The sequence below is a fragment of the Streptomyces sp. NPDC093149 genome (assembly GCF_044754145.1).
GTDB lineage: Bacteria > Actinomycetota > Actinomycetes > Streptomycetales > Streptomycetaceae > Streptomyces.
In genome coordinates this window covers 144628-166703 of sequence record NZ_JBIVON010000005.1, presented here as the reverse complement: position 1 = coordinate 166703, position 22076 = coordinate 144628, and the positions used below count along the sequence as shown (strand labels likewise).

General features: G+C 71.3%; 21 protein-coding genes. 5 read left to right on the top strand and 16 right to left on the bottom strand.

The window, feature by feature from the left end; genetic code table 11:
- Positions 1 to 18 precede the first annotated feature (18 nt).
- From ACIQCZ_RS17295 to ACIQCZ_RS17280, 4 genes are all read left to right on the top strand, one after another.
- Complete coding sequence (locus ACIQCZ_RS17295; RefSeq protein WP_402283123.1) at positions 19 to 966, top strand: ABC transporter ATP-binding protein; 948 nt, start codon at positions 19 to 21, stop codon at positions 964 to 966.
- On the top strand, positions 963 to 2516 hold the full coding sequence (locus ACIQCZ_RS17290; protein WP_402283121.1) for an ABC transporter permease subunit: 1554 nt from the start codon (positions 963 to 965) through the stop codon (positions 2514 to 2516). The genes ACIQCZ_RS17295 and ACIQCZ_RS17290 overlap by 4 nt, the downstream gene beginning before the upstream one ends.
- Positions 2513 to 3349 (top strand): ABC transporter permease subunit, encoded by an 837-nt coding sequence (locus ACIQCZ_RS17285; protein WP_402283119.1) that lies wholly within the window; start codon positions 2513 to 2515, stop codon positions 3347 to 3349. Before ACIQCZ_RS17290 ends, ACIQCZ_RS17285 begins: the two co-directional genes overlap by 4 nt.
- 453 nt (positions 3350 to 3802) lie before the next feature.
- Positions 3803 to 4738, top strand: coding sequence for an ion transporter (locus ACIQCZ_RS17280; protein WP_402283117.1), 936 nt, complete (start codon positions 3803 to 3805; stop codon positions 4736 to 4738).
- A 26-nt stretch (positions 4739 to 4764) separates the two neighbouring features.
- Here the strand turns inward: ACIQCZ_RS17280 and ACIQCZ_RS17275 are convergent, their stop codons facing one another.
- The 12 genes from ACIQCZ_RS17275 to ACIQCZ_RS17220 form a co-directional block, all read right to left on the bottom strand.
- Positions 4765 to 5511, bottom strand: a complete 747-nt coding sequence (locus ACIQCZ_RS17275; protein ID WP_402283115.1) for a DUF4118 domain-containing protein — start codon at positions 5509 to 5511, stop codon at positions 4765 to 4767.
- A gap of 217 nt (positions 5512 to 5728) precedes the next feature.
- Positions 5729 to 6430: a response regulator gene (locus ACIQCZ_RS17270; protein ID WP_402283114.1), complete on the bottom strand. Its 702-nt coding sequence runs from the start codon at positions 6428 to 6430 to the stop codon at positions 5729 to 5731.
- The gene (locus ACIQCZ_RS17265; RefSeq protein WP_402283113.1) at positions 6427 to 7650 is read right to left on the bottom strand and encodes a sensor histidine kinase; all 1224 of its coding nucleotides are present in this window, start codon (positions 7648 to 7650) and stop codon (positions 6427 to 6429) included. Before ACIQCZ_RS17265 ends, ACIQCZ_RS17270 begins: the two co-directional genes overlap by 4 nt.
- A gap of 145 nt (positions 7651 to 7795) precedes the next feature.
- The gene (locus ACIQCZ_RS17260) at positions 7796 to 10003 is read right to left on the bottom strand and encodes an MMPL family transporter (protein WP_402283111.1); all 2208 of its coding nucleotides are present in this window, start codon (positions 10001 to 10003) and stop codon (positions 7796 to 7798) included.
- A 442-nt stretch (positions 10004 to 10445) separates the two neighbouring features.
- The gene (locus ACIQCZ_RS17255; RefSeq protein WP_402283109.1) at positions 10446 to 11000 is read right to left on the bottom strand and encodes a CAP domain-containing protein; all 555 of its coding nucleotides are present in this window, start codon (positions 10998 to 11000) and stop codon (positions 10446 to 10448) included.
- 341 nt (positions 11001 to 11341) lie between these two features.
- Complete coding sequence (locus ACIQCZ_RS17250; RefSeq protein WP_402283107.1) at positions 11342 to 12151, bottom strand: enoyl-CoA hydratase/isomerase family protein; 810 nt, start codon at positions 12149 to 12151, stop codon at positions 11342 to 11344.
- Positions 12148 to 13278 carry a cytochrome P450 gene (locus tag ACIQCZ_RS17245; RefSeq protein WP_402283106.1) on the bottom strand — a complete coding sequence of 377 codons (1131 nt, stop codon included), beginning with the start codon at positions 13276 to 13278 and terminating at the stop codon, positions 12148 to 12150. Before ACIQCZ_RS17245 ends, ACIQCZ_RS17250 begins: the two co-directional genes overlap by 4 nt.
- Positions 13279 to 13606: 328 nt before the next feature.
- Entirely contained in the window at positions 13607 to 14998 is a 1392-nt protein-coding gene (locus ACIQCZ_RS17240) for a cytochrome P450 (protein ID WP_402283104.1), read from the bottom strand.
- A 101-nt stretch (positions 14999 to 15099) separates the two neighbouring features.
- The gene (locus ACIQCZ_RS17235; protein WP_402283102.1) at positions 15100 to 15690 is read right to left on the bottom strand and encodes a GTP-binding protein; all 591 of its coding nucleotides are present in this window, start codon (positions 15688 to 15690) and stop codon (positions 15100 to 15102) included.
- The gene (locus ACIQCZ_RS17230; protein ID WP_351071722.1) at positions 15665 to 16039 is read right to left on the bottom strand and encodes a DUF742 domain-containing protein; all 375 of its coding nucleotides are present in this window, start codon (positions 16037 to 16039) and stop codon (positions 15665 to 15667) included. The genes ACIQCZ_RS17235 and ACIQCZ_RS17230 overlap by 26 nt, the downstream gene beginning before the upstream one ends.
- The gene (locus tag ACIQCZ_RS17225; protein ID WP_351071720.1) at positions 16036 to 16440 is read right to left on the bottom strand and encodes a roadblock/LC7 domain-containing protein; all 405 of its coding nucleotides are present in this window, start codon (positions 16438 to 16440) and stop codon (positions 16036 to 16038) included. The genes ACIQCZ_RS17230 and ACIQCZ_RS17225 overlap by 4 nt, the downstream gene beginning before the upstream one ends.
- On the bottom strand, positions 16437 to 17669 hold the full coding sequence (locus ACIQCZ_RS17220) for an ATP-binding protein (RefSeq protein WP_402283101.1): 1233 nt from the start codon (positions 17667 to 17669) through the stop codon (positions 16437 to 16439). The genes ACIQCZ_RS17225 and ACIQCZ_RS17220 overlap by 4 nt, the downstream gene beginning before the upstream one ends.
- A 943-nt stretch (positions 17670 to 18612) precedes the next feature.
- On the opposite strand from ACIQCZ_RS17220, the gene ACIQCZ_RS17215 reads away from it, so the two are divergent.
- Complete coding sequence (locus tag ACIQCZ_RS17215; RefSeq protein ID WP_376277695.1) at positions 18613 to 19107, top strand: inorganic diphosphatase; 495 nt, start codon at positions 18613 to 18615, stop codon at positions 19105 to 19107.
- A gap of 238 nt (positions 19108 to 19345) precedes the next feature.
- Here ACIQCZ_RS17215 and ACIQCZ_RS17210 read toward each other — a convergent pair whose 3' ends face one another.
- The 4 genes from ACIQCZ_RS17210 to crcB (ACIQCZ_RS17195) are packed head-to-tail and all read right to left on the bottom strand — an operon-like array spanning position 19346 to position 21760.
- Positions 19346 to 20527, bottom strand: coding sequence for an MFS transporter (locus ACIQCZ_RS17210; protein WP_402283547.1), 1182 nt, complete (start codon positions 20525 to 20527; stop codon positions 19346 to 19348).
- Positions 20527 to 20901, bottom strand: a complete 375-nt coding sequence (gene crcB / locus ACIQCZ_RS17205) for a fluoride efflux transporter CrcB (RefSeq protein WP_402283100.1) — start codon at positions 20899 to 20901, stop codon at positions 20527 to 20529. The genes ACIQCZ_RS17210 and crcB (ACIQCZ_RS17205) overlap by 1 nt, the downstream gene beginning before the upstream one ends.
- Entirely contained in the window at positions 20898 to 21257 is a 360-nt protein-coding gene (locus ACIQCZ_RS17200) for a DUF190 domain-containing protein (protein WP_402283098.1), read from the bottom strand. Before ACIQCZ_RS17200 ends, crcB (ACIQCZ_RS17205) begins: the two co-directional genes overlap by 4 nt.
- Positions 21254 to 21760, bottom strand: coding sequence for a fluoride efflux transporter CrcB (gene crcB, locus ACIQCZ_RS17195; RefSeq protein ID WP_402283097.1), 507 nt, complete (start codon positions 21758 to 21760; stop codon positions 21254 to 21256). The genes ACIQCZ_RS17200 and crcB (ACIQCZ_RS17195) overlap by 4 nt, the downstream gene beginning before the upstream one ends.
- Between the last annotated feature and the right edge of the window lie 316 nt (positions 21761 to 22076).

Below are 22076 nucleotides of genomic sequence, written 5' to 3'. Positions count from 1 at the left end.
CGTCACAGGGTGGGGCCCATGAGCGATGAGAGCACGAAGGCGACGATCGAGGTCGTCGGTCTGCGTAAACGCTTCGGGCCACGGACGGCTCTGGACGGGATGACGTTCACCGTGCGGCCCGGACAGGTGACCGGCTTCGTCGGCCCGAACGGCGCGGGCAAGTCCACCACCATGCGCGTGATCCTGGGCCTTGACGCGGCCGAGGAGGGAAAGGCCCTGGTCGGCGGGGTGCCGTACCGCACCCTGCGTCGCCCGCTTCGGCATCTGGGGGCACTGCTCGACGCCTCCGCGCTGCAGCCGAGCCGCACCGCCCGTAACCACCTGCTGTGGCTGGCCCACTCACAGGGCGTGCCGGCCCGGCGGGTGGACGAGGTCATCGATCAGGTCGGCCTGGGCGCGGCGGCCCGGCGCAAGGCCGGCGGCTTCTCGCTGGGCATGCGCCAGCGCCTGGGGATCGCGGCAGCGCTGCTCGGCGACCCGCCGGTCGTCATGCTGGACGAGCCGTTCAACGGCCTCGACCCCGACGGCATCGTGTGGGTGCGCGGCTTCCTGTCGTCGCTGGCCCGGCAGGGCCGCGCCGTCCTGGTCTCCAGTCACCTGATGAGCGAACTCCAGGACAGCGCGGACCATCTCGTGGTGATCGGCCGCGGCCGGGTCGTCGCGGACGCAAGCGTGTCCGAGTTGCTCGCCGGGGCGTCCGGCGGCCGGGTCACCCTGCGTACCTCCGCGCCTTCGCGCGCCGCCCAGGTCCTGCACGGCGCGGGCGCCACCGCTCTCGCCTCCGGCCCCGACACCCTCGGCGTCACGGGCCTGCCCGACGAGGAGATCGTGGCCCTGCTCGCCCGGAACGGGGTGCCGTTCTCCCAGGTGTCCACGCACCGGGCGACGCTCGAAGAGGCCTACATGGAGCTCACCCGGGACGCGGTGGAGTACCGGGGCATCCCGGCGGGGGAGACCACGCGATGACCGCCACCCTCACCCCTCGCCCCCCGGCCACGAGGCGCGCCGGGCGCGGCGGGTTCCTCAGGACGCTGCACGCCGAGTGGACGAAGTTCCGTACGGTACGCGGCTGGGTCCTCGCCATGGCGGGGGCGCTCCTGGTGACGATCGTGATCGGCCTGCTCGGCACGGCCGCCCCCGGCGGTCGCGGCGCCGACTCCGCCTCGTACCCGAAGGGCCCCGGCGGCGAGGCCGTCAACGACAGCTTCTACTTCATCCACAAGACGCTCACCGGCGACGGCGCCCTCACCGTTGCCCTGCGGTCGCTGACCGGTGTGGCCGACACCGGGACCGGCAAGACGGCCCAGGGCGTCCAGCCCTGGGCGAAGGCCGGGATCATCGTGAAGGAAAGCCTCGTCCAGGGATCCCCGTACGCGGCGGTCATGGCCACCGGCGGTCACGGCGTACGCATGCAGTACGACTACACGCACGACACGGCGGGCCCTTCCGGCAAGGTCTCCCAGGAGTCCCCGCGCTGGCTGCGCCTGGTCCGCTCCGGTGACAGTCTCACCGGTTCCACCTCCACCGACGGCTCCCACTGGACCGAGGTCGGCCGTGCGAAGCTGCCGGGGCTTGCGCGCACCGTGCAGGCCGGGCTCTTCGCGACGTCCCCGGAGGCGAAGCAGGACACGGCGGCGGGCGCGGGCTTCAGCCCTGCCGTGGCCACCGGCACCTTCGGCAGCCCGGCCCTCACCGGCGACTGGTCCCGGGGGGCATGGAGCGGCACACAGGTGGGCGGCGACGCGGGCACCTCCGGCAGCTACACGAACACCACCGAGGGCGGCTTCGCCCAGACCGACGGCGGGTTCACCGTGACCGGGGCCGGTGACATCGCACCGGTCGTCGGCGGGCCCGTCATGGGCGTCGGATTCTCCGTCGAGAACTTCCTCGTCGGCACGTTCGCCGGGCTGATCGTGGTGATCGCCCTCGGCACGGTGTTCATCACCGGCGAGTACCGGCGCGGTCTGCTGCGTACGACCATGGCGGCAACTCCCCTGCGGAGCCGGGTACTTGGTGCCAAGGCGCTGGTGGCCGGGGGCGTCGCGTCCGCCGTCGGCCTGGTGGCCGCCGCGATCACCGTTCCCGTCGGGGAACGCAGCGCGCGCGGCAGGGGCTTCCATGTCTTCCCCGTCACGTCGGCGACCGAAGCGCGCGTGATGGTCGGCACCGGCCTGCTCTGCGCGGCCGCCGCCGTGCTCGCTCTCGGCGTCGGTGCCCTGCTGCGGCGCAGCGGCACGGCGGTCGCCCTGGTCATCGCGTCGATCGTGCTGCCCTTCCTGCTCGCCACCTCCGGCGTACTGCCCCCGGGCGTCTCGGAGTGGCTGCTGCGGGTGACCCCGGCTGCGGGCTTCGCCGTCCAGCAGACCCTGCCGCAGTACGCGCAGGTGCTCAGCGTGTACGAGCCGTCGACCGGCTACTACCCGCTGGCGCCGTGGGCCGGACTCGCCGTGCTGTGCGGATACGCCGTGCTCGCCTTCGGCCTGGCCGTGGTGCGGCTGCGCGGGAGGGACGTATGAGTCTTCTGAACGGTGCACGACTCACGAGCACGGCGGACGGCGCGTGGCGAGGGGACTTCGGCCGCGCCCTGCGCGCGGAGTGGACGAAGCTGCGCACCGCAGGGGACATGGGCAGGTTGCTCCTCCTCGCCGTCGTGCTGACCGTGGCCGTCGGCTGCGGCACCGCCAAGGCCGTGAAGTGCCCGGACGCGGGGTGCGGCCAGGACGCCGTCAAGCTCGCCCTGACCGGCGTCACCGTCGGGCAGGCGGTCATCGCCGTCTTCGCGGTGCTGGCCGTCAGCGGCGAGTACGGCACCGGCATGATCCGCACCACGTTCACGGCGGTGCCGAACCGGCTCACCGTCCTCACCGCCAAGGCGACGGTCCTCACCACGGTCGTCCTGGCCTCCGGGGCGGCCGCCGTCCTGGCCTCCCTCCTCGTCGGCCGCCACATCCTGCCCGGCAACGGATTCACCGAGGCGCACGGCTATGCCCCGCTGTCCCTGACCGACGGCCCGACCCTGCGCGCGGCCGTGGGTTCGGTCCTCTACCTCGTCCTGATCGCCCTGATCGGCCTCGGCGTGGCGACGGCGGTACGGGAGGCGGCGACCGCCATCGGGATCGTGCTCGGGCTGCTCTACCTCTTCCCGGTCGTCACCCAGGTGGTCAACGACCCGGAGTGGCAGCGCCACCTCCAGCAGATCTCGCCCATGAGCGCCGGACTCACGGTCCAAGCCACCGTTCATCTGCACGAGCTGCCCATCGGCCCCTGGGCCGGCCTGGGCGTGCTCGCCGCGTGGGCGGCGGCAGCGCTGCTGGTCGGCAGCCTGCTGCTGCACAGGCGCGACACGTAGCCGAATCGGGCCGACCGCGAGCTCGGTGGCTTCGGGCCCCGACGACTTTGGGAACAGGTATACGACGGCCACCCCGGATCCCTGCACCGCCACCCCTTCGGGCAGCGGTGCAGGGAGGTCTTGGGGATGTGGTCCGAACGCTGATCTCCCCGTGGCCGGCGCCTCGGCCTCGGAGCGGACGCGCGTACTCGATCCTGTCGGCCGGGTGGTCCAGGATCTGGTGACAAGGCCGCGTGGACCTGCTGGACACCCGTGGTGTTCCACGCCCTGCCCGACGGCTCCCGGTATGCGCACTTCGGGGTGCGGGCCACGGCCAAGTCCGGATGCTGACCGGCGCCAACGCCTTCCAGGACCGGCCGCCCCCCATGTGCCGGTCGGTCTAAGATCCACTCCTGTTGGTGAGCGGGAGCCGGCCTGCGGCGAAACGAAGTCTTCGAGGAAACGAATCACACCATGTCCGAACAGGTCGCCGCGGAATTACGGCGTGCAATCGCCGTACACAGCCGCCGTGTCGTGGACTCCTCGGCCTTCGCCGGCACCGTGTTCTGCGTCATCGTGGCCAATGCGGCCCTGCTGGGGGTCGAGACGTACAGCGGCGTCGTGCAGGAGTGGCACGGCGCGCTCAAGGCGACGGAGCATGTCTTTCTCGCCGCGTTCACCATCGAGATCCTGCTGCGGGCCGCGGCCCACGCCGACCGTCCCAGGGACTTCTTCCGCGACCCCTGGAACGTGTTCGACGTGCTCGTCGTCGCCCTGGCCTTCCTGCCGTTCGCCCGCGAGAACGCCACGGTGCTCCGGCTGCTGCGGCTGGCCCGGGTGCTGCGTGCGGCACGATTTCTGCCCCAGCTGCGCATCGTGATCGTGGCGGTCGGCAAGAGCCTGCCCGGCACGCTGAGTTTTCTGCTCGTCGGCGCGCTCCTGCTCTATGTGTACGCCATGGTCGGCTGGGTCTTCTTCTCCGACGACAACCCCGAGCACTTCGGCTCGCTCGGCCGCGCGGCGCTCACGCTCTTCCTCCTCATCACCCTCGACGGCCTCGGGGACGCGGTCCGTGCCGCGCTGGAGATCTCGCGCTGGACGATCGTCTACTTCGCCTCGTTCGTCCTGCTCGGTTCCTTCCTGCTCGTCAATCTCCTCATCGGCGTAGTCATCAACTCCCTTGAAGAGGCGCGGGAGTTGGAGAAGGAGCGGGAGTCGCAGGAGAGCGAGGTGCCTTCCGGAGGGCCGCCCCGCGCCGATGACGGCACCGAGTCCCTGCGGGCGCAGCTCGATGCCGCCCGCCGGGCCCTGGACGGCATCGAGGCCGACCTCGCGACACCCCGGCAACCGTGCGGCTGCCGGGGCGCGGCCGAGGGGGAACTCGTGGGGGCCGGGGAGCCCGTCCCGTAGGAGCCCGTGCGACGGCAGCCGGGCCGTCAGCGGTCCAGCACCGGACCGGCGGTGTCGAGCGCGGCACCGGCGTGATCGGCGAGGGTCACCGCCACGAGACGGGCCTGCAGGGACGGGACGGTTCCGGGGATGGGCCGGAGCATGAACCGGCCGGAGTAGTGGCCGCCCGCCGAGGCGCGGAGCTCGATCTCGCCCTCCGGCCAGCCGTCGCGGTCGATGTCGCGGCGCCGGTGCCCCACGACGACGGAGCCGTCCTGCTCCAGCCGTGGCGGGTGCCCCAGCAGGCTTCCGTACTCGAAACGGCATTCCCGCAGCCGCAGCAGGCCCACGAGCTGCTGACGCACCCGCTCCACCACCAGGTCGGGAGAGGCGGCGGACTGGACGAGCAGGGCGATGTCGTGGATCCGGGCGAGATGGTCGGCGTCGGTCACGGTGATCACCCGCAGACGACGGGCGTGCGCGGCCAGTTGCGACACCACGAGACCGACGGCCAGGAGCAGGACCGCCGTCTCCACGTTGTCGGTGCCCGTGATGCTGAACCGCTGGTACGGCGGCGTCAGGAAGAAGTCGAACCACGCGGCGGACGACAGCGCCGCGACGGCCCCGGCCCAGCGGTTCCCGAGGGCCGAGACGGCCACCACCACGACGACCAGGACCAGAGCCAGGTTGGTGCCCGACAGGCTCGTACGGAAGGGCGTCAGCACCAGCGCGGCGAGGAGGGGGCCGACCAGGGCCGCGGCCAGTGCGATGCGGTCACGAAGCGGGAGTCCCATGATCCACCTCGCTGTGGTCCAGAGGTGTTCCGGAAGGCCGGCCGGTCCGGCCGGCCACTCCAGCATGCCTCCGGACCGTCCCGTCCGGATTCCCGGGCCGGATGCCTTGACGCGTTCCTGGCGCGGACCGGACATGGACGGACGCGCGCTTGGCGCAACGCCGTCCCGGCTCCTTGGAATCGCACGCACCACGCCGCGTCCGCTCTCCGGCCGAAGGTCACCCGACAGGCTCTCGGCGCCCGTCGCCCGGCTGCGGCGGGTCCACCCGCACCAGGCCCGACTGGTAGGCCATGGCGACGAGTTGGGCCCGGTGCCGGGCTCCCAGCTTGCTCATCGCCCGCCCGACATGGGTGCGTACGGTCAGCGGGCTGACATGCATCCGCTCGGCGATCTCGTCGTTCGACAGCCCCTCGGCGGCCTGCGCCATGACCTCGCGCTCGCGGGCGGTCAGGACGTCCAGTGCCTCGGGCACGGCGGCGGTGCCCTCCGGGCGGGCGAGATAGCGGGTGATGAGGGCCCGGGTCGCGGTGGGTGACAGCAGCGTGTCGCCCGAGGCCACCGTGCGGATCGCGTCCAGGAGTTCCTCGGGGCCGACGTCCTTGCCGAGGAAGCCGCTGGCGCCCGCGCGCAGGGCCCGCGCCACGTACTCGTCTATCTCGAACGTGGTGAGGATGAGGATGCGGGTCTCCCGCAGTGCCTCGTCGCGGCAGATCTCCTCGGTCGCCGCCAGTCCGTCGAGGCCCGGCATGCGGATGTCCATCACGACCACGTCCGGCGCGGTGGCACGGGCCTGCTCCACCGCCTCCCGGCCGTCCGCCGCGACGCCGACGACCTCCATGTCGTCGTTCGAGTCGATCAGCAGCCGGAAGGTTCCGGCCAGCAGCGCCTGGTCGTCGGCCAGCAGTACCCGGATGGTCACCGCGCCGTCCTCTCGTGGTCGTTCTGGCGGGGTTCGGGTTCCGCCGTCTCCAGGGGAAGTTCCGTGGTCACTTCGAAACCGCCGCTCGCCCGGTGCCCGGCGGCCAGTCGGCCGCCGACGGACAGGGCCCGTTCCCGCATGCCGATGAGGCCGTACCCGGGCGCGCCCGCCGTCTGCGGCTCGTGTCCGTCGTCGGTGATGGTGAGGGTGAGCAGACGGCGCGTGTAGCGGAGCCGGACCGAGGCCGTCGCGGAGCCCGCGTGCTTGGTGACGTTGGTCAGCGCTTCCTGCACGATCCGGTACGCGGTCAGGTCCGTGCCCGACGACAGCGCCCGCTTCTCACCCTCCACCGACACCGAGACGGCGAGGCCCGTCCGCTCGAACGAGGCGATCAGCTCCGGGAGCTGGGCCAGCCCGGGGGAGGGTTCCAGAGGCGTCTCCGGATCGCCCTCGCGGCGCAGCAGCCCCACGGTCGCCTTGAGTTCGCGCAGTGCGGAGGAGGTTGTTCCGGCGAGCTGGTCCATCATGTCCTGCGCCTGCTCGGGGCGGCTGCGCAGCAGGTACGCGGCGGTGGCCGCCTGTGCGTGGGCGAGGGCGATGTGATGCGCGACGATGTCGTGGAGCTCGCGGGCGATCCGGGTCCGTTCCTCGCTCACCCTGCGGTGTGCCTCCTCCTCGCGGGTACGTTCCGCCAGTTCCGCCCGTGCCTCCACGGCGGCGAAATGGTCGCGCCGGGTCCGTACCGACTCACCGAAGGTCCCCGCCAGCAGGACGCAGGACAGGATGCCGATCTGGTTGGGGCGCAGCAAGGAGCCGCCGCCCCAGATGAGGGAGAAGACGGCGAGGATGACGGCCGCCGCGGCCGTGTACACCGTGGTCGTGCGGAGGTCCGTACGCAGCGCCAGGAGGTAGAGGGCGACCATGGCGGCGCCCGCGACGCTCGGACTGGGATCGAACCCGATGCTGTTGCCCATGAGGGCCAGGACGCTGCCGCACACCGTCGTCACCACCACCACCGTGCGCGGATACCGGCGCTGCCCCAGCAGCAGAACGGCGGAGGGCACGACGGCGGCCAGGGAGAAGACGAGCATCGGGGAGCGGACGATCCGGCCGCCGGTCAGGGTGCTGGAGAAGACCGCGAAGACCCACAGCAGCACAGCCACCGCCGCCTCGACGGCCCGGGGGTGGCGTCGGGCCCATTGCCACCAGTCGGTGAACACGCAGTCTCTCTTCCTCTTCCGGAGGGTCTGTCCGGCCATCCATGGTCGTCGACCCGGCCGCCCGCCCGCGCGGGGCGGCCGCGGGCCCGTCCGTCGTGCTTGGGGCGGACGGGCCGGCGGCCGTCTCACGTCACTCCACCTCGACTCATACGCGTACGGGACGGGGGTCGGGTTCCGCCGTCGGCGCGGGCGCCGCGGGCCCGCCGTGGTTCAGCTTCTCGCCCTCGACGTCCACCTGGGGCAGGACCTTGTCCAGCCGGCGGGGCAGCCACCACGCCCGGTCGCCGAGCAGGGCGAGCACCGCCGGGACGACCGTCATCCGGACGACGAACGCGTCGAAGAAGACAGCCGTGGCGAGGCCGACGCCCATCATCTTGATCATCGACTCGCTCATCCCGATGAACCCGGCGAACACCGCGATCATGATGACGGCCGCGGCCCCGACGACCCGGGCACTGTGCCGGAACCCGGTGACGATCGCCTCGCCGGGCCGCTCCCCGTGGACGTACGCCTCCCGCATCCGGGTCACGAGGAAGACCTCGTAGTCCATCGCCAGACCGAAGACCACCCCGATCAGGAATATCGGCATCATGCTCATCACGGGTCCGGTCTGCTCGACGCCGAGGGCGTCGGCGAGCCAGCCCCACTGGAAGACCGCGACGATCGTGCCGAAGGCCGCCGTCACGGACAGCAGGAAGCCGAGGGCCGCCTTGAGCGGGACCAGCAGCGAGCGGAAGACGACCATCAGGAGCAGGAAGGCCAGGCCGACGACGAGCGCGAGGTAGGGGACCAGTGCGTCGGTGACCTTCTGCGACACATCGATGTTCACCGCGGTCGCACCGGTGACGAGCATCGTCGCACCGGTCTCGGACCGCAGGTCACGAGCCTCGTCGCGGATGGTGCGGACGAGGTCCGTGGTGTCCGCGGAGCTCGGTCCGGTGGCGGGTACGGCGGTGAGCACCGCGGTGTCACCGGCCTTGTTGAAGGCGGGGGGCGTCGCGGCGACGACGCCGTCGGTGGCGCCGAGCTGCTCGGCGGCGCGCGCCGCGGCGGCCTTCGGGTCGTCCGAGCCCTTGGCGTCGACGACCACGGTGAGCGGTCCGTTGAAGCCGGGCCCGAAGCCGTCGGCCAGGGCGTCGTAGGCGCGGCGCTGGGTGGTCGAGGTGGACTTCGACTCGTCGCCCGGCATGCCGAGCTGGAGGTCGAGCGCCGGTACCGAGATCAGGCCGAGGCCGAGGACGCTGAGCACCAGGACCGCGAGCGGCCGACGGATCACGAAGCGGGCCCAGCGGGTGCCCAGGTTGGGCCGGCCGTCCTCGGCGCGCTGCCCGCCTTGGGCCTTGCGCCGGGCGCGCGGCAGGACGGCCTTCTGGAAGAAGCCGAGCAGCGCGGGCAGCAGGGTCATCGCGACCAGGACGGCGATCACGACGGTGCTCGCCGCGGCGAGGCCCATCCTGGTCAGGACGGGGATGCCGACCACGGACAGGCCCGCCAGGGCGATGACGACGGTGAGACCGGCGAAGACGACGGCGGAGCCCGCCGTTCCCACGGCCCGTGCCGCGGCCTGTTCGGCGCTGTGGCCCTCCGCGCGTTCCGTCCGGTAGCGCGAGACGATGAACAGGGCGTAGTCGATGCCGACCGCGAGCCCCAGCATCAGGGCGAGCGTGGTCGTGGTCGTGGACATCCCGATGGCGACGATCGAGGCCACGCCCACGCCGATGCCGACGATCGCGGTGAGCAGCGGGAGGCCCGCGGCGGCGAGCGATCCGAAGGTGATGAGCAGGACGACCGCGGCGGCGGCGACCCCGATGAGTTCGGTCGTGCCGCCGAGCTCTCCCTCCGGGACCAGGGCCGAACCGCCGAGCTCCACGGTCAGGCCCGCGTCCCGTCCGTTCTCGGCGGCGTCCTCCAGCGCCTTGGTGGTGGCGTCGGTGAGGTCGGTGCTCCGTACGTCGTACGAGACGGTGGAGTACGCGGTCGTGCCGTCCTTGCTGACGGCCCCGGCCATGTCGAACGGGTCGAGCGCGCCCTTGACCTGCGAGCCGGCCGCCACGTCCGCGACGATCCTCTCGACGGCGGCCTTGTTCGGGCCGGCGGTGATCTTCTGGCCCTCGGGTGCGACGAAGACGATACGGGCGTCGGCGGCGTTGGAGTTGCCGCCGGGGAAGCGCCGGTCCAGCAGGTCGAACGCCTTCTGCGACTCCGTGCCGGGCATCGAGAACCCGTCCTCGGGGGCGGTCGGCGCCTTGGCCGCCGCGAACGCGCAGGCGGCCAGGACCACCACCCAGAGCAGGGCGACGAGCCTGCGTCTCCGGAAGGAGAAGCGGCCCAGCCGGTAAAGGAAGGTAGCCACGAAGAGGCGCTCCAGTCTGTCTGGATCGGGCAACGGGTCGGCGGCGCGCATGCCGCGCTCCGGCCGTGCCGGGGCCGCGCCGGGCCACGGCGGGGCCGGAGGAATGCCTCAATCCTTTGTGAACAGGGGCGTCATCGTCGTCGTCCGCCTGCATGGAGTCGCACGTACTACCGCTGACGTACGCGGGGTCTCGGCCGTACCGCCGGAACAGGACGGCGGGGGCGCGTCGCGGGAGCTGCGCGACGGGGGACGGCGTGCGAAGTTCCGTTCGCGTGGCGGGAGATGGAGACGGCGCGCCACGGCGACGGAATCACCCCCCTGTGTGCGCGACCGTGCGCATGGGGCAGCCCCCGGCGGTGCGCCAGCACCATCCGAGGGCCTGCACTCCCCGAACCCCCTGGTCCTGCCTCGGCCGCGAGAGCTCCCGATCACGGGACAGCCCTTACTTTCCGTCCTTCGTTCGGGCGCGGGGCCGTCCGAAGTCCTGCGTCCAGTAGTTGCCGGGCTGCGCGAGACCCAGGCCGATCTCCTTGAACGAGCAGTCGAGGATGTTGCGCCGGTGGCCGGGGCTGCTCATCCAGCCGGCCATGACGCTCTCCGGGGTGGTGTAGCCGTGGGCGACGTTCTCGCCGTACGCGCTCCGCTCGTACCCGGCGTCCGCGATGCGGTCGCTCGGGGCGGAGCCGTCGGAACCGGTGTGGGACATGTTCCGGTGGGAGGCCATGTCCGCGCTGTGCTTCCGGGCGGACTTCATGAGTTTCGTGTTCGTCGTCAAAGAAGGGCAACCAACCGCGCGGCGCACACCGTTGACCAGCGTCAGCAGGCGCGCGGTCTCCTTCTGATGCGGGCCGAAGAGGGTCGCGGTGGCGGTGGTGGGCACATCTGCGGCTTCCGCGGTCCCCGCGAGTCCCGTGGTTCCCACGGCTCCCCCGGTTCCGAGAGCGACGACAGCAACGGCCATCCATCGGCGGGACGTCTTACCGCGGTGCTTCCTCATGTGTGTGACCTCACTCGGTATGCGAAACCCGGCAGTCGGTGTTTCGCCCGGGAACGGCTGCAGGAGTGTGCTGCGGGAAGCGCCGGACCTGTTGACGTCCCCCACGTACCCCGCCTCCGGACCCCTTCCCGCCTCCGGCGGTCCCGCACTCGAGAGCGAGTCCGACCGGATCGAGTGGATCCCGTCGACGCACGCACGCGGGATGATCGACCGCCGAGGCCCCCGCCCGGCAGACTATTTCGCCCGGGGAAGCCGAGCCGTTCGTCCACACCCGTCGCCCGACAACGTGACACCAGTGGAGCAATGCGCCGTCGGGCCGGGCCCGGTCGAGGCGAGATGCCCTAACGCGCCGTCCCGGCCCCCTTGGCGTCGCGGCCGCGGCGGGTCGCGGCGGCGACGGTGGCCATCAGCTCCGCGTCCAGGACGGACGGGTCGGCCAGCCGGGTCGGGGCGGCGTAGGAGTTGAGCAGCGCCTTCGTGACGCGCAGGGCGGCCTCCGGCCGGCGCACGATGGGTTTGGCCCACGCGGTGACCGCCGCGTCGAGGGAGTCCTCGGGCACGATGCGCTGGAGGACGGACAGTTCGTACGCCTCCGCGGCGTCGAAGGCACGTCCGGTCAGGATGAGCTCGCGCGCACGGGCGGCGCCGACCTCATGGATCAGCCGGGGCAGCACGCCGCCCCACGCGGTGGGCAGCCCGAGCGCCAGCTCCGGCAGCCGGAATCCGGCGGTGTCCGCGCCGACGCGCAGATCGCAGGCGAGTGCCAGCGCCAGTCCCGCGCCGATCGCCTTGCCCTGGATCCTGGCGATGGTGACGGCCTGGCTGGTGGAGATGGCCTCACAGACGCGGCGGGCCTTGTCGCCCGCGATCCGGATGCCCCGCCCGGTGGGGTCGTCGTCGAGCCAGTCGGCGAACTCGCCGCGGTCACCGCCCAGGCAGAAGTCGTCGCCGGCACCGCTGAGCACCATCACCCGGACATCGGGGTCCGGGACGGCCAGGACCGCCAGCAGATCGTCCAGCATCGCCTCGGTGACAGCGTTGCCGGTGGCGGGGGAGTTGAGCTCCACCCGCAGGACGGGGCCCTCGCGTTCGGTGCGCACCGTGCCCGGTCGCCGGTAGGGGGAGAGGCGGTCGGGGAGGGAGAGCTTCATATCGCCACGTTCATCGAGGTCACGCGCCTGAAGACCAGGCGGGACGCGTAATTGGCCGGTGTGACGGCGCGCAGGGTGGGGAAACGTTTCAGGAGCTGGGTGAGCAGCGTGCGGGCCTCCAGGCGGGCGAGGGCCGCGCCCAGGCAGTAGTGCACCCCGCCGCCGAAGGTGAGGTGGGTGCCGGTGCGCTCGATGACGAAGGCGTCCGGGTCCTCGTTGCGCCGCGGGTCGTGGTTGGCGGCCCCGTACATGACGTGGACCATGCTGTCCTTCGCGATCGGCACGCCCGCCAGGACCGTGTCGTCGGCCGCGATCCGGGTGTTGATCCCGATGGGCGGGTCGTACCGCAGGACCTCGTCGACGGCGGCGTCGATGTAACCCGGGTTCTCCGCGAGCCACGCCCACCGGCCGGGCTCCCTCTGCAGGAGACCCACCATGGTCGACAGCAGGGTCGCGGTGGTCTCCAGCGAGGCGATGGTGACGAACATGGTGAGACGGTAAAGGATCTCGTCCGCCGCCTCGCGGTCGGGCTCCTTCGCGTCCCAGGTGTGGATCCAGCCGGTCAGGACATCGTTGCCGGGGTTCGCGCGGCGCTGCTTCACGAGTTCGGTGAAGTACGCGCGTAGATGCACGGTCGCCTCGGCGGACACGGCGAGCTGGCTCTTGGTGGGCAGCAGCTCCTGGGCGTGCACCTGGTTGTGGGTGATCTCCAGGATGTGGGCGTAGTCCTCGGGCGGGATCCCCAGCCAGGAGCCGATGGTGCTGATCGGGAGCTGTTCGCTGACCGTACCGACGAAGTCGGCCTCGCCCCGGCGCAGTTCGTCGGCCAGATCGTCGAGGAGGCGGGTGACGTGTGCTTCGACCTGCGGGGTCAGCCGCTGGATGGTCGAACGGTCGAAGAGGTTGCCGAGGCTGCGGCGCTGGCAGGTGTGCTCGGGCGCGTTGAGGCGGGAGAGCGTCTTGGTCATCTCCTGGGTGGCGACCGCTTCCCAGCGCTCGGTGTCCTCCTGGCGCTCCTGCCAGGCGAAGTCCGGCGCCAGCCAGTTGCGACCGCGGAGCACTTCGCTGCACGCGTCGAACCCGGTGACGAAGTACGCGTCCCAGGGAGCGCGCACGACATCTCCCATGGCTCTCATCTCAGCCAGGAGGCCGTAGGGATCGGCCTGCCCCTCCGGCGATTTGAGACGTCGTAGGAGGGAGATGAGGGCACGGCGGTCGACGGCGGGCCGGTCTGTGCCACATATAGCGCTCACGCAGAGTTCCTTGCCCTGGGCTCATGGTTACGGCCAGAACTTACCCCTCCGCATATGTCCGCCAAGCGTCGATCCCTGTTGCTCCTGTCACAGAGAAATGCCCTGCTGACCCCTTGTCATGTGCCGGACGCTGTTCGAGCCGGGTGGTGGACAGGGCCGGGTACGCGTATGAACCGGCCCTGTCCCATGGCGCCGGACGGCGTCATACCCGGAAGACGTCCAGAAAGGAACTCCACCAGCCCTTCGTCTTCTTCGGCGGCTCCGCGTGGTCGTAGCGCGCGGCGGGAAGCTCTTCAGCAGGGGTGATCCGGGACGAAACGGGCGACTGCGTCGCCGCCTTCGCCGCATGGCGCGGCGCACTCGGGCTGAACCGGACCGGCAGGGACACCATGGCCCGGTGGAACGGACCCGGCCGCCATTCGATCGCCGAGGACGGGATGGCGAGGGCGAGGTCCGGCACCGAGTTGAGGATCTTCTCGATCGCGGTGAGGGCGATGAGCTGGGCGGGGGACTTCGCCGGGCAGACGTGCGGGCCCGCGCCCCAGGCGAGGTGGGCGCCCTTGCTCAGGGTCTGGCGGGCGTCGGTGAGCGCGGGGTCGCTGTTCGCGGCGGCGAAGCTGATCAGTACCGGGGTCTCCGCCTTCAGCGTCACACCGCCCAGGTCGACGTCCTGGATCGGGTAGTGCGTGGCGTAGTTGGCGATCGGCGGGTTGTTCCACAGCACGTCGTCGAGGGCGTCCTCGACCAGCATTCCCGTACCCCGCCGGTGCGGGTTCCCGGCGTTGTCGGACAGCAGGAGGAGCAGTGCGTTGGCGATGAGGTTGCGTTCCGGCTCGATGCCCGCGCCCATCAGCATGACGAGCTGGTCCTTGAGCTCCTCGTCCCGCAGCCCGGCCGGGTGCTGGATGAGCCAGGAGGTGATGTCCTCACCGGGCTGCCGCCGCTTGAGCGCGACGAGCTCCATCAGGCACTCCGTCAGCTCGGCGTTGGCCCGCAGCACGTCCTCGCCGTCGAAGATCGCGGACATCGAGCGGGTCAGCCGGTCACCGATGTCACCGGGGCAGCCGAAGAGCTGGTTGAACAGCAGCAGCGGCAGGAGCTTGGCGTAGTCGCCCAGCAGGTCGGCGCTGCCGCGCTCGATGAACTGGTCGATGAGGTAGTCGGCGATGCGCTCGACGTCCCGGCTGAGCCGGTTGGTGTTGAGCCGGCCGAGGCTCTCGGTGACCGCCTTGCGCAGCCGCAGATGCTCGGTGCCGTCCGTGAACAGGCAGTTGGGCCGGTACGCCATCATCGGCAGCACCGGGCTGTCGAGCGGTATGCGACCCTCCCGCAGCGCCGCCCACCGCCTGGAGTCACGGGCGAAGAAGGAGGGGTTCTGCAGAACCCGGAGCGCGGCCTCGTGCTGCACGATCAAAGTGGCGTCCACCCCGGGAGCCAGCTCGATCGGAGCGGCGAGCCCGTGCGCCCGGAACTCGTCGTACACACGCTGCGGATCGGACGCGAACTCCGGCCCGTAGAGCGACTTCTGCCGCTCGCCGTGCATCGGGCACCCGGTGGGGGCGCTGTACGGGGTGGCTCCCGGCTGAGAGTCCATGTGTGATTCCTAGGTGTGATCGCGGGCCTCGTGGGCCCGGACGGTGGACGGAAGACGGGGCTCGGGTCACCCGTTCCGACGGACGGCGTACGGAGCGGAGGTCAGGCCACCCGGGCGAGAAGGTGCTGGACCAGCGTGATCAGCGCCTGCGCGGACGAGTTCTCGTCCCGGGCGTCGCAGTAGACGACCGGGGTGTCCGGCAGCAGGTCGAGTGCCTCGCGCAACTCCTCCTCGGCATGCCGGGAGTACGGGTCGAAGCTGTTGACCGCGACGGCGTACTCCAGCCCGTACGTCTCGACCAGGTCGATCACCGGGAAGGTGTCGGCGAGACGGGCCGGGTCCACGAGGAGCAGTGCCCCGAGCGAACCCCGGGCCATGTCCTCCCACAGCTCGACGAAACGCTGCTGGCCCGGCGTACCGAACAGGTACAGCACCAGCTCGTCGCTCAGCGTCAGACGGCCGAAGTCCAGCGCGACCGTCGTGGTGACCTTGTCGGGTGCGCCCCGCAGATCGTCGACGTGGGCACTGGCCTGCGTCATCCTCTCCTCGGTACGCAGCGGTGTGATCTCGGAGAGGGTGCCGATGAGCGTCGTCTTGCCCACGGCGAAGTGTCCGACGACGAGGATCTTCGCCGCACGCTGTACCGCGTCCGGCACATAGATGCTCTCAGCCGAACCGGACGTGGAGTCCATGCAACACCTCTTCGAGGATCTTCCTGTCAACGAGCTGAGCCGGCGGTGGCGCCTTGCGGCGCATCAGATGACCCTGTTCCGCTAAATCGTTCAGCAGCAGCCGTGCCACTCCTACGGGCAGTTCCAGATGGCCCGCGACCTCGGCCACCGAAAGATAGCCGCCGGAGCACAGCTTCCAGATCGCCCGGACCTCGGGGCTCGGGTTGGGGGGCTGCTGCCGGCCGGGTGCGATGGTGACCAGAGTGACGAGGGACAGGCCCTCCGCGTCGGGCAGCCCGCGTCCACCGGTGATGACGTAGGACCGGACGAACCCGCTGCTGACGGACTGCTCCTCACCCGGCGCCGTCATGCGTCGCTTCCGACGTTGTGGCGGGGAGGCGTGGTCATCGCCTTGCCCAGCGCGGTGACCTGCTGCTGCATACGGAAGGACATGGCCTCCATGTCCACGTCGGCCGCGGCGGCCGCCGCCAGGTAGGCGCCGGTGCCCGCGGCGATCAGGAAGATCCAGCCGTGCTCGTACTCAAGGAGCGTCTGACGCCAACGACCGGGGGTCTGGGCCCCGATGAAGGGCGCGACGGCCCGGCTCAGCGACTGCATGGAACTCATCGCGGCCGCCACGGTCTCCGCGTCGTCCCGGCCGATCTCACTGGAGTTGGCCAGCAGCAGGCCGTCGGCGGAGACGAGGATCGCGTGCCGAGCGCCGGGTACCTGGAGCACATCGTTGAGCACCCAGGTCAGATCGGGGTTCACTGGATCTCGGGTCCTTCCATCGTCGTCATGTCACGTCCGGACCGTGTTCCGCGCTGGAACGCGCCCAGGCGGGAGGCGGTTTCCTCGTTGCTGCGCACCGGCCCGGGGTCGGTCGACGGCACCACTGAGACCGGGCTCTTGCGACGACGCTTGGGCAGGCCACCGGCGGTGGTGAAGGACCCCGAGGGCTGCGGGGCGGAGACCGGCTGTGCGGCCGGCGGGAACAGCGGGGTCGGCGGCGGCGCGCTCACCCGGCGGCGGGGGAGCGCCGACACCTCCGCGTCGTGGTCGAGGGGCGCCGCGGCGGCCACCGGGGGCGTGGGCGCATCACCGGTGAGAAGCTCGTCGGGCAGGAGAACCACCGCGCGTACGCCTCCATAAGGGGATACCGAGTCCACCGAGACCTTGAACCCGTAGCGGGCGGCCAGCACACCGGAGACGGCGAATCCGAACTGTGGGGGAATGCCCAGGCTGGAGACGCTGATCGCGGCCTGGGGTGCGAGGAGGGCCGCCGCGCGGTCCTTCTCCTCCTGGCCCATGCCGAGGCCCGCGTCGTCGATGATGAGGCAGACGCCCTTCGGGACGGCCTGGATGTTGATCTCCACCGGCGTGCCGGGGGCCGAGTAGTTGGTGGCGTTGGCCAGCAGCTCGGCGAGGACCACCGCGACCGGTTCCACGGCCTTGCTGACGACCGAGAAGTTGACCTGTCCGTTGACCCGGACGCGGTCGAACTGGCGGATACGGCCCTGCGCGCTGCGGGCCACGTCGAAGACCGAGGCGACGGTCTCCCTGCGCCCGAGCCAGCCGCCGCACAGCACCGCGATGCCCTGCGCGCGGCGGCCGAACTGGCTGTTGGCGTGGTCGATGGCCATCAGGTCGGCGAGCATGTTGGGGTCGTCGCCGTACTTCTTCTGGGCGTTCTCGACGACCACCTGCTGCTCGTCCGCGAGTCCCTGAAGGGTACGCACGGCCGCCTTGAGGACGGCCTTGGTCTCCTCCTCGGCGTCCTTGCGGACCTCATTCATCTCGGCGGCCTGCCGGTGCAGCAGACCGGTATGGGCTACGTGGAGCTCGTCCCGCTGCCGTTGCAGCGCGTCACGCTCGCCCCGAAGATCTGTGTTCTGTCTGCGCAGCCCGATGTTGGTCTTGCGAGCCCGCAGGACGGCACCGACAGCGACCAGTGCTACGACAACCAGCGCCCAGAAGAGAGGGCCCTGTGCAAATGTCATGAGACTCACTTCAAGTGCCATGGCTATGGAAACGGCTTGACGCTCCCTCATGAGCCGCACCGGCCGGACTGGTCTAGTCGCGACTTGTGCCACGCAGGGAAGGCCCCTCCGGAAGCGGGGCCGAGGAATTCATCCCTCCCGGAATGCCCCCATACGCCATCAGCCCACTGGAAGTAAGATGATCTTAGCATCGGCCTCTCGGGTAAATGTCAAGACCGACACGCCAGTTGCACTCTTGACGCGGAATGTTCACATCCAGGGCCGAAGTCGGCCACCCATGACCGGGCTGACCTGGGTTTTTTCGGTGGACATAGGTGACGAACGGTCAAGAATGCGTACCCGGTGCGTATATGAATGTGTGACCCTCCTGGCCACCCCCGGGGCATACGCGTCGGTGGACGGCGCATGCGCCGTGCCTGCGTGAAGGGTTCGCGGATCGCTCGCTCCCGACCGAGGCTTCCGTCGCGCTTCCTTCCTCTGTCGCGCGCATGCCGCCTCTCCGTGCACCTGGACCGGGCGCCGGGGCGATGTGGCCCGAGCACGAGCATCCGGTCCTCGGCACCCCGCAGCGACCGGGGGCGCTCGACGGCCTGGCCGCCGCGCTCTTTCGGCGGGCCCGCTCCGGTTCGTGCGGTGCGTGACAACCCTGGCCCGGGCCCGTCGCGCATGTACGAGAGCGGGCCCGGCCGCGGGACGGTGGTGCCCGGAGTACGTGACACATGGGGCGGCAGCTGTCACGTCCCGCACAGCGGGTACCGGGTACCTCCCCTGGGCGTACGACCGCGGCGAGCGCTGGCGGCATCCGCGTGAGGATGCAGACTGGGAGTGCACGCCCCGGCGTGCCGGTGACGGGGCTCACCGCAACCGCGGACACCTTCCGCCGACGGTCCCCGGCCATGCGCGTGACGACACCGTGCCCGCCTGCCGCTTGGAGGCCGTTGCCGTGGAATTCGACGTGATCGTGGAGATCCCCCAGGGATCCCGCAACAAGTACGAGATGGACCACGAGGCCGGGCGCATCCGGCTGGACCGGATGCTCTTCACGGCCACCCGCTATCCCGCCGACTACGGCTACATCGACCACACGCTCGGCCGGGACGGCGATCCCCTGGACGCCCTGGTGCTCGTGGGCGAGCGGACCTTCCCCGGCTGCACGATCCAGTGCCGGGCCATCGGCATGTTCGTGATGCGCGACGAGAAGGGTCCCGACGAGAAGGTCCTCTGCGTTCCCGCGCACGACCCCCGCCACGCCGGCCTGCGGGACATCGGCGACGTGTCCAGCTTCGACCTGCTGGAGATCACCCACTTCTTCGAGGTCTACAAGGACCTGGAGCCCGGCAAGTCGGTGGAGGGCTCGCACTGGGAGGGACGCGACATGGCGTACGCGGAGATCGAAGCCGCCCGGAAGCGGGCCGCCGGTTCCTCGGGCGGCGGCTGAGAGTCTGTCGGGTGACCTTCGATCGGGCAGCGGACGCGGTCTGGTGCGTGCGATTCCAAGGCGCCGGAAGGTCCTCGGATGGGGTCTCCCCTGCTCCTTGAGAGCTTGGGGAAGGAGCTACCAGGGCATTTCGGCAACGCGGGAAGCGTGCGTGCCAGGGCGTGGCCGCCCGGTCAGAGGTCGCCCGACAGGTCCTGAGCCGCGCGGGCGCCGTGTTCCGCGGCCCCGACAGGCTCTCTCAGCCGCGGTGCGCACGGGTGCCGGACAGCAAGACCAGAGCGGCGGCCTGGATCGCCACGACCACCACGACGAGCACCGGGACCGAGTAGCCGTAGAGACCGCCGACGAGCGCGCCACCGGCCAGGGTCGCGGCGCCGATGACCCCCGCGAAGACCCCGTAGGCGGTCGCCCGCCGCCCCGGCGGGACGAGATCGGCGACGGTGGCCTGCAGCGTGGACTCCTGGATGCCCATCGCGGCCCCCCACACCAGTGAGCCGATCACCGCGACGGCGAGGCTGCCGCCGAAGGCCAGCACGGGCACCGAGGCCGCCAGCAGCGGCAGCACGGCCAGCACCCGGGGCCCGATCCGGTCGTAGGCCCATCCGGTGGCCAGCGCCGCCAGCGCGTCCATGGCCATGGCACCGGCGTACAGCACCGGAACCCAGGCCGTGGCGAGCAGCCCGTGCGTGACGAGGTGGAAGGACAGCACACCGTAGGTGGCGAAGCCCGAGGTCGTGACGGCCGTGAACGCGGCGTACCGCCAGAACGCGGCCGGCAACCGCCCGGAGCCGGTCCCCGTGCCGGCCGTCGCTTCCGTCGCCGCGCTTTCGTACACCGCCGGCTGCGGGACGTGGTGCCTGAGCCGGACCAGCAGGGCCAGGACCGCCACGCCCGGCAGGGCCAGGACGCCGAGCGCCGGTGCGTAGTCGCCGCCCGTCTGGGCCAGCACACCGGCGACGGTCAGCGGGCCGATCAGCGCGCCGACCTGGTCCATCGCCTGGTGCACGGCGAAGCCCCGCCCCCGGCCCGTCGCCGCGGTGGCGTACGACAGGAGCGTGTCCTTGGCGGGGGAGCGGACGGCCTTGCCGACCCGTTCGGCGACGACCAGGGAGCAGGCGGCCCAGAGCACCCCCGTCAGGCCCAGCACCGGCACGCTGACCACCGTCAGCGCGTATCCGGCGATCGTCCAGCCCCAGAACCGGCCCGTCCGGTCCGCCAACGGCCCCGAGACCAGCCGCAGGATCAGCGCCGCCGCCTCACCCGCGCCCGTGACGACACCGACCACCAGGGCCGAGGCCCCCAGCGAGGCCAGCAACGGACCCGTGATCGAACGCGCCCCTTCGTAGACGAAGTCGGCGAGCAGGCTGATGGTTCCGAACCAGACCACGAACCGCCAGGGGCGCATCGCCGGCCGGTGCATCACGCCCACAGGGCCTGGGCGAGGGAGACTCCGGCGAACGCGGCGCCGAGTCCGGCCACGACGCTCGCCAGGATGTTGACGGCGGCGTAGAACCTGGCGCCGTCCTCGGCCAGCCGCAGCGTTTCGTAGCTGAAGGTGGAGTAGGTGGTGAGCGCCCCGCACAGCCCGGTGCCGAGCAGGAGCTGCAGGTGGGAGGTGGCGGCCCCGGCGGTGGCGGCGCCGGTCAGCAGCCCGAGGACGAGCGACCCGCTCACGTTGACGGCGAGGGTGCCCCAGGGGAAGACGGTGTCGTGCCGGGACTGGACCGCGCGGTCGGTCAGATAGCGCAGCGGGGCGCCGACCGCGGCCCCGACGATCACCAGGAGCCAGTTCACGGGTTCTGCTCCCGGTCGTCGTCCTGCCGGACAGTCTCGCAGCGGTCCAGGACGGCCAGGCCGCCGCCCGTGAGCAGTTCCTCGACGAGCGGCAGGAACGCGCGGATCCTCTCCTCGGCATCGACGATCACGACGGCCACCGGCAGGTCCTCGCTGAGTGAGAGCAGCCGTTGGGTGTGGATCATCGAGGAGGCGCCGAACCCCTCGATTCCGCGGAAGACGCTCGCACCTGAGAGTCCCGCCCGGTGTGCCCGGTGCACGATCTCCGTGTACACGGGCCTGTGGTGCCAGCCGTCGGTCTCGCTGACGAGGACCGTCAGCCGCAGGGCCGGGACCGTGTTCGTCCGTCCTGTCATGGTTGCCTCCACGCCAGTACGCGGCGGGTGGCCCACACCGCGCTCCACACCGCCGCCAGGGCGGCGAACAGTGTCAGTCCCAGATACGCCAGGCCCGGACCGGGCCGGCCGTGGGCGACGAGGCGTTCGATGTCCACCGCGTAGGTGGAGAACGTGGTGAATCCGCCCAGCACCCCCGTGCCGAAGAAGGGTCTCACCAGGCGGTGTGCCGCCCATACGTCGCTGATCACCACCATGAACACGCCGATCACCGCGCATCCGACGACATTCACGGTCAGCGTCGTCCACGGGAAACCGCCCGGAGCGGTGGGCCACAGGAGGGACGCCCCGTACCGGGCCGACGCCCCGATCGTGCCCCCGAGGGAGACCACGGCGAGGACCGGCCACTGCCGCCGGGAGAGCCCGATCCGCCTGCCGGGCGCACTCCGCCCGGCGGGCGGAGTGCCGCCGCGCTCCGTCACCGCTGCCGGGGGCACACGGCGTGACTGGGCCTGCCTGGGCATACGTCTCCCACCTGCCGGGCGCCCGCGCACGGGCGCACTCCATCGCAAGCAGGGACCGTTGGCGGCGCGCGCACGCGCCCCGCGGTTCGGGTACGGCGGGCCCCACCGCCGTGCAGCAGCCGTCACCGGCCGCCGCTCCCCCAGGCTAGCGCCGCCGACGGCATCGCGGCCACCGCAGCCGGCGCGGGCGCATCCGGCGCGAACCGTGAAGGGGCATATCGGGCAAACAGGTAAAAATAACGCTAGGTTCTCCCTGGGTCGGGCGAGGGAGTCTGCGGGGCCGTGCAGCACACCGGGACGCATCGACGAGGAACGA

Excerpts from the sequence above, each read along its gene's own strand:
- ACIQCZ_RS17295 (WP_402283123.1), top strand. The coding sequence starts at position 19 with ATGAGCGATGAGAGCACGAAGGCGACGATCGAGGTCGTCGGTCTGCGT.
- ACIQCZ_RS17290 (WP_402283121.1), top strand. The coding sequence starts at position 963 with ATGACCGCCACCCTCACCCCTCGCCCCCCGGCCACGAGGCGCGCCGGG.
- ACIQCZ_RS17285 (WP_402283119.1), top strand. The coding sequence starts at position 2,513 with ATGAGTCTTCTGAACGGTGCACGACTCACGAGCACGGCGGACGGCGCG.
- ACIQCZ_RS17280 (WP_402283117.1), top strand. The coding sequence starts at position 3,803 with ATGTCCGAACAGGTCGCCGCGGAATTACGGCGTGCAATCGCCGTACAC.
- ACIQCZ_RS17275 (WP_402283115.1), bottom strand. The coding sequence starts at position 5,511 with ATGGGACTCCCGCTTCGTGACCGCATCGCACTGGCCGCGGCCCTGGTC.
- ACIQCZ_RS17255 (WP_402283109.1), bottom strand. The coding sequence starts at position 11,000 with ATGAGGAAGCACCGCGGTAAGACGTCCCGCCGATGGATGGCCGTTGCT.
- ACIQCZ_RS17250 (WP_402283107.1), bottom strand. The coding sequence starts at position 12,151 with ATGAAGCTCTCCCTCCCCGACCGCCTCTCCCCCTACCGGCGACCGGGC.
- ACIQCZ_RS17245 (WP_402283106.1), bottom strand. The coding sequence starts at position 13,278 with ATGGGAGATGTCGTGCGCGCTCCCTGGGACGCGTACTTCGTCACCGGG.
- ACIQCZ_RS17240 (WP_402283104.1), bottom strand. The coding sequence starts at position 14,998 with ATGGACTCTCAGCCGGGAGCCACCCCGTACAGCGCCCCCACCGGGTGC.
- ACIQCZ_RS17235 (WP_402283102.1), bottom strand. The coding sequence starts at position 15,690 with ATGGACTCCACGTCCGGTTCGGCTGAGAGCATCTATGTGCCGGACGCG.
- ACIQCZ_RS17230 (WP_351071722.1), bottom strand. The coding sequence starts at position 16,039 with ATGACGGCGCCGGGTGAGGAGCAGTCCGTCAGCAGCGGGTTCGTCCGG.
- ACIQCZ_RS17220 (WP_402283101.1), bottom strand. The coding sequence starts at position 17,669 with ATGACATTTGCACAGGGCCCTCTCTTCTGGGCGCTGGTTGTCGTAGCA.
- ACIQCZ_RS17210 (WP_402283547.1), bottom strand. The coding sequence starts at position 20,527 with ATGCACCGGCCGGCGATGCGCCCCTGGCGGTTCGTGGTCTGGTTCGGA.
- ACIQCZ_RS17200 (WP_402283098.1), bottom strand. The coding sequence starts at position 21,257 with ATGACAGGACGGACGAACACGGTCCCGGCCCTGCGGCTGACGGTCCTC.
- crcB (WP_402283097.1), bottom strand. The coding sequence starts at position 21,760 with ATGCCCAGGCAGGCCCAGTCACGCCGTGTGCCCCCGGCAGCGGTGACG.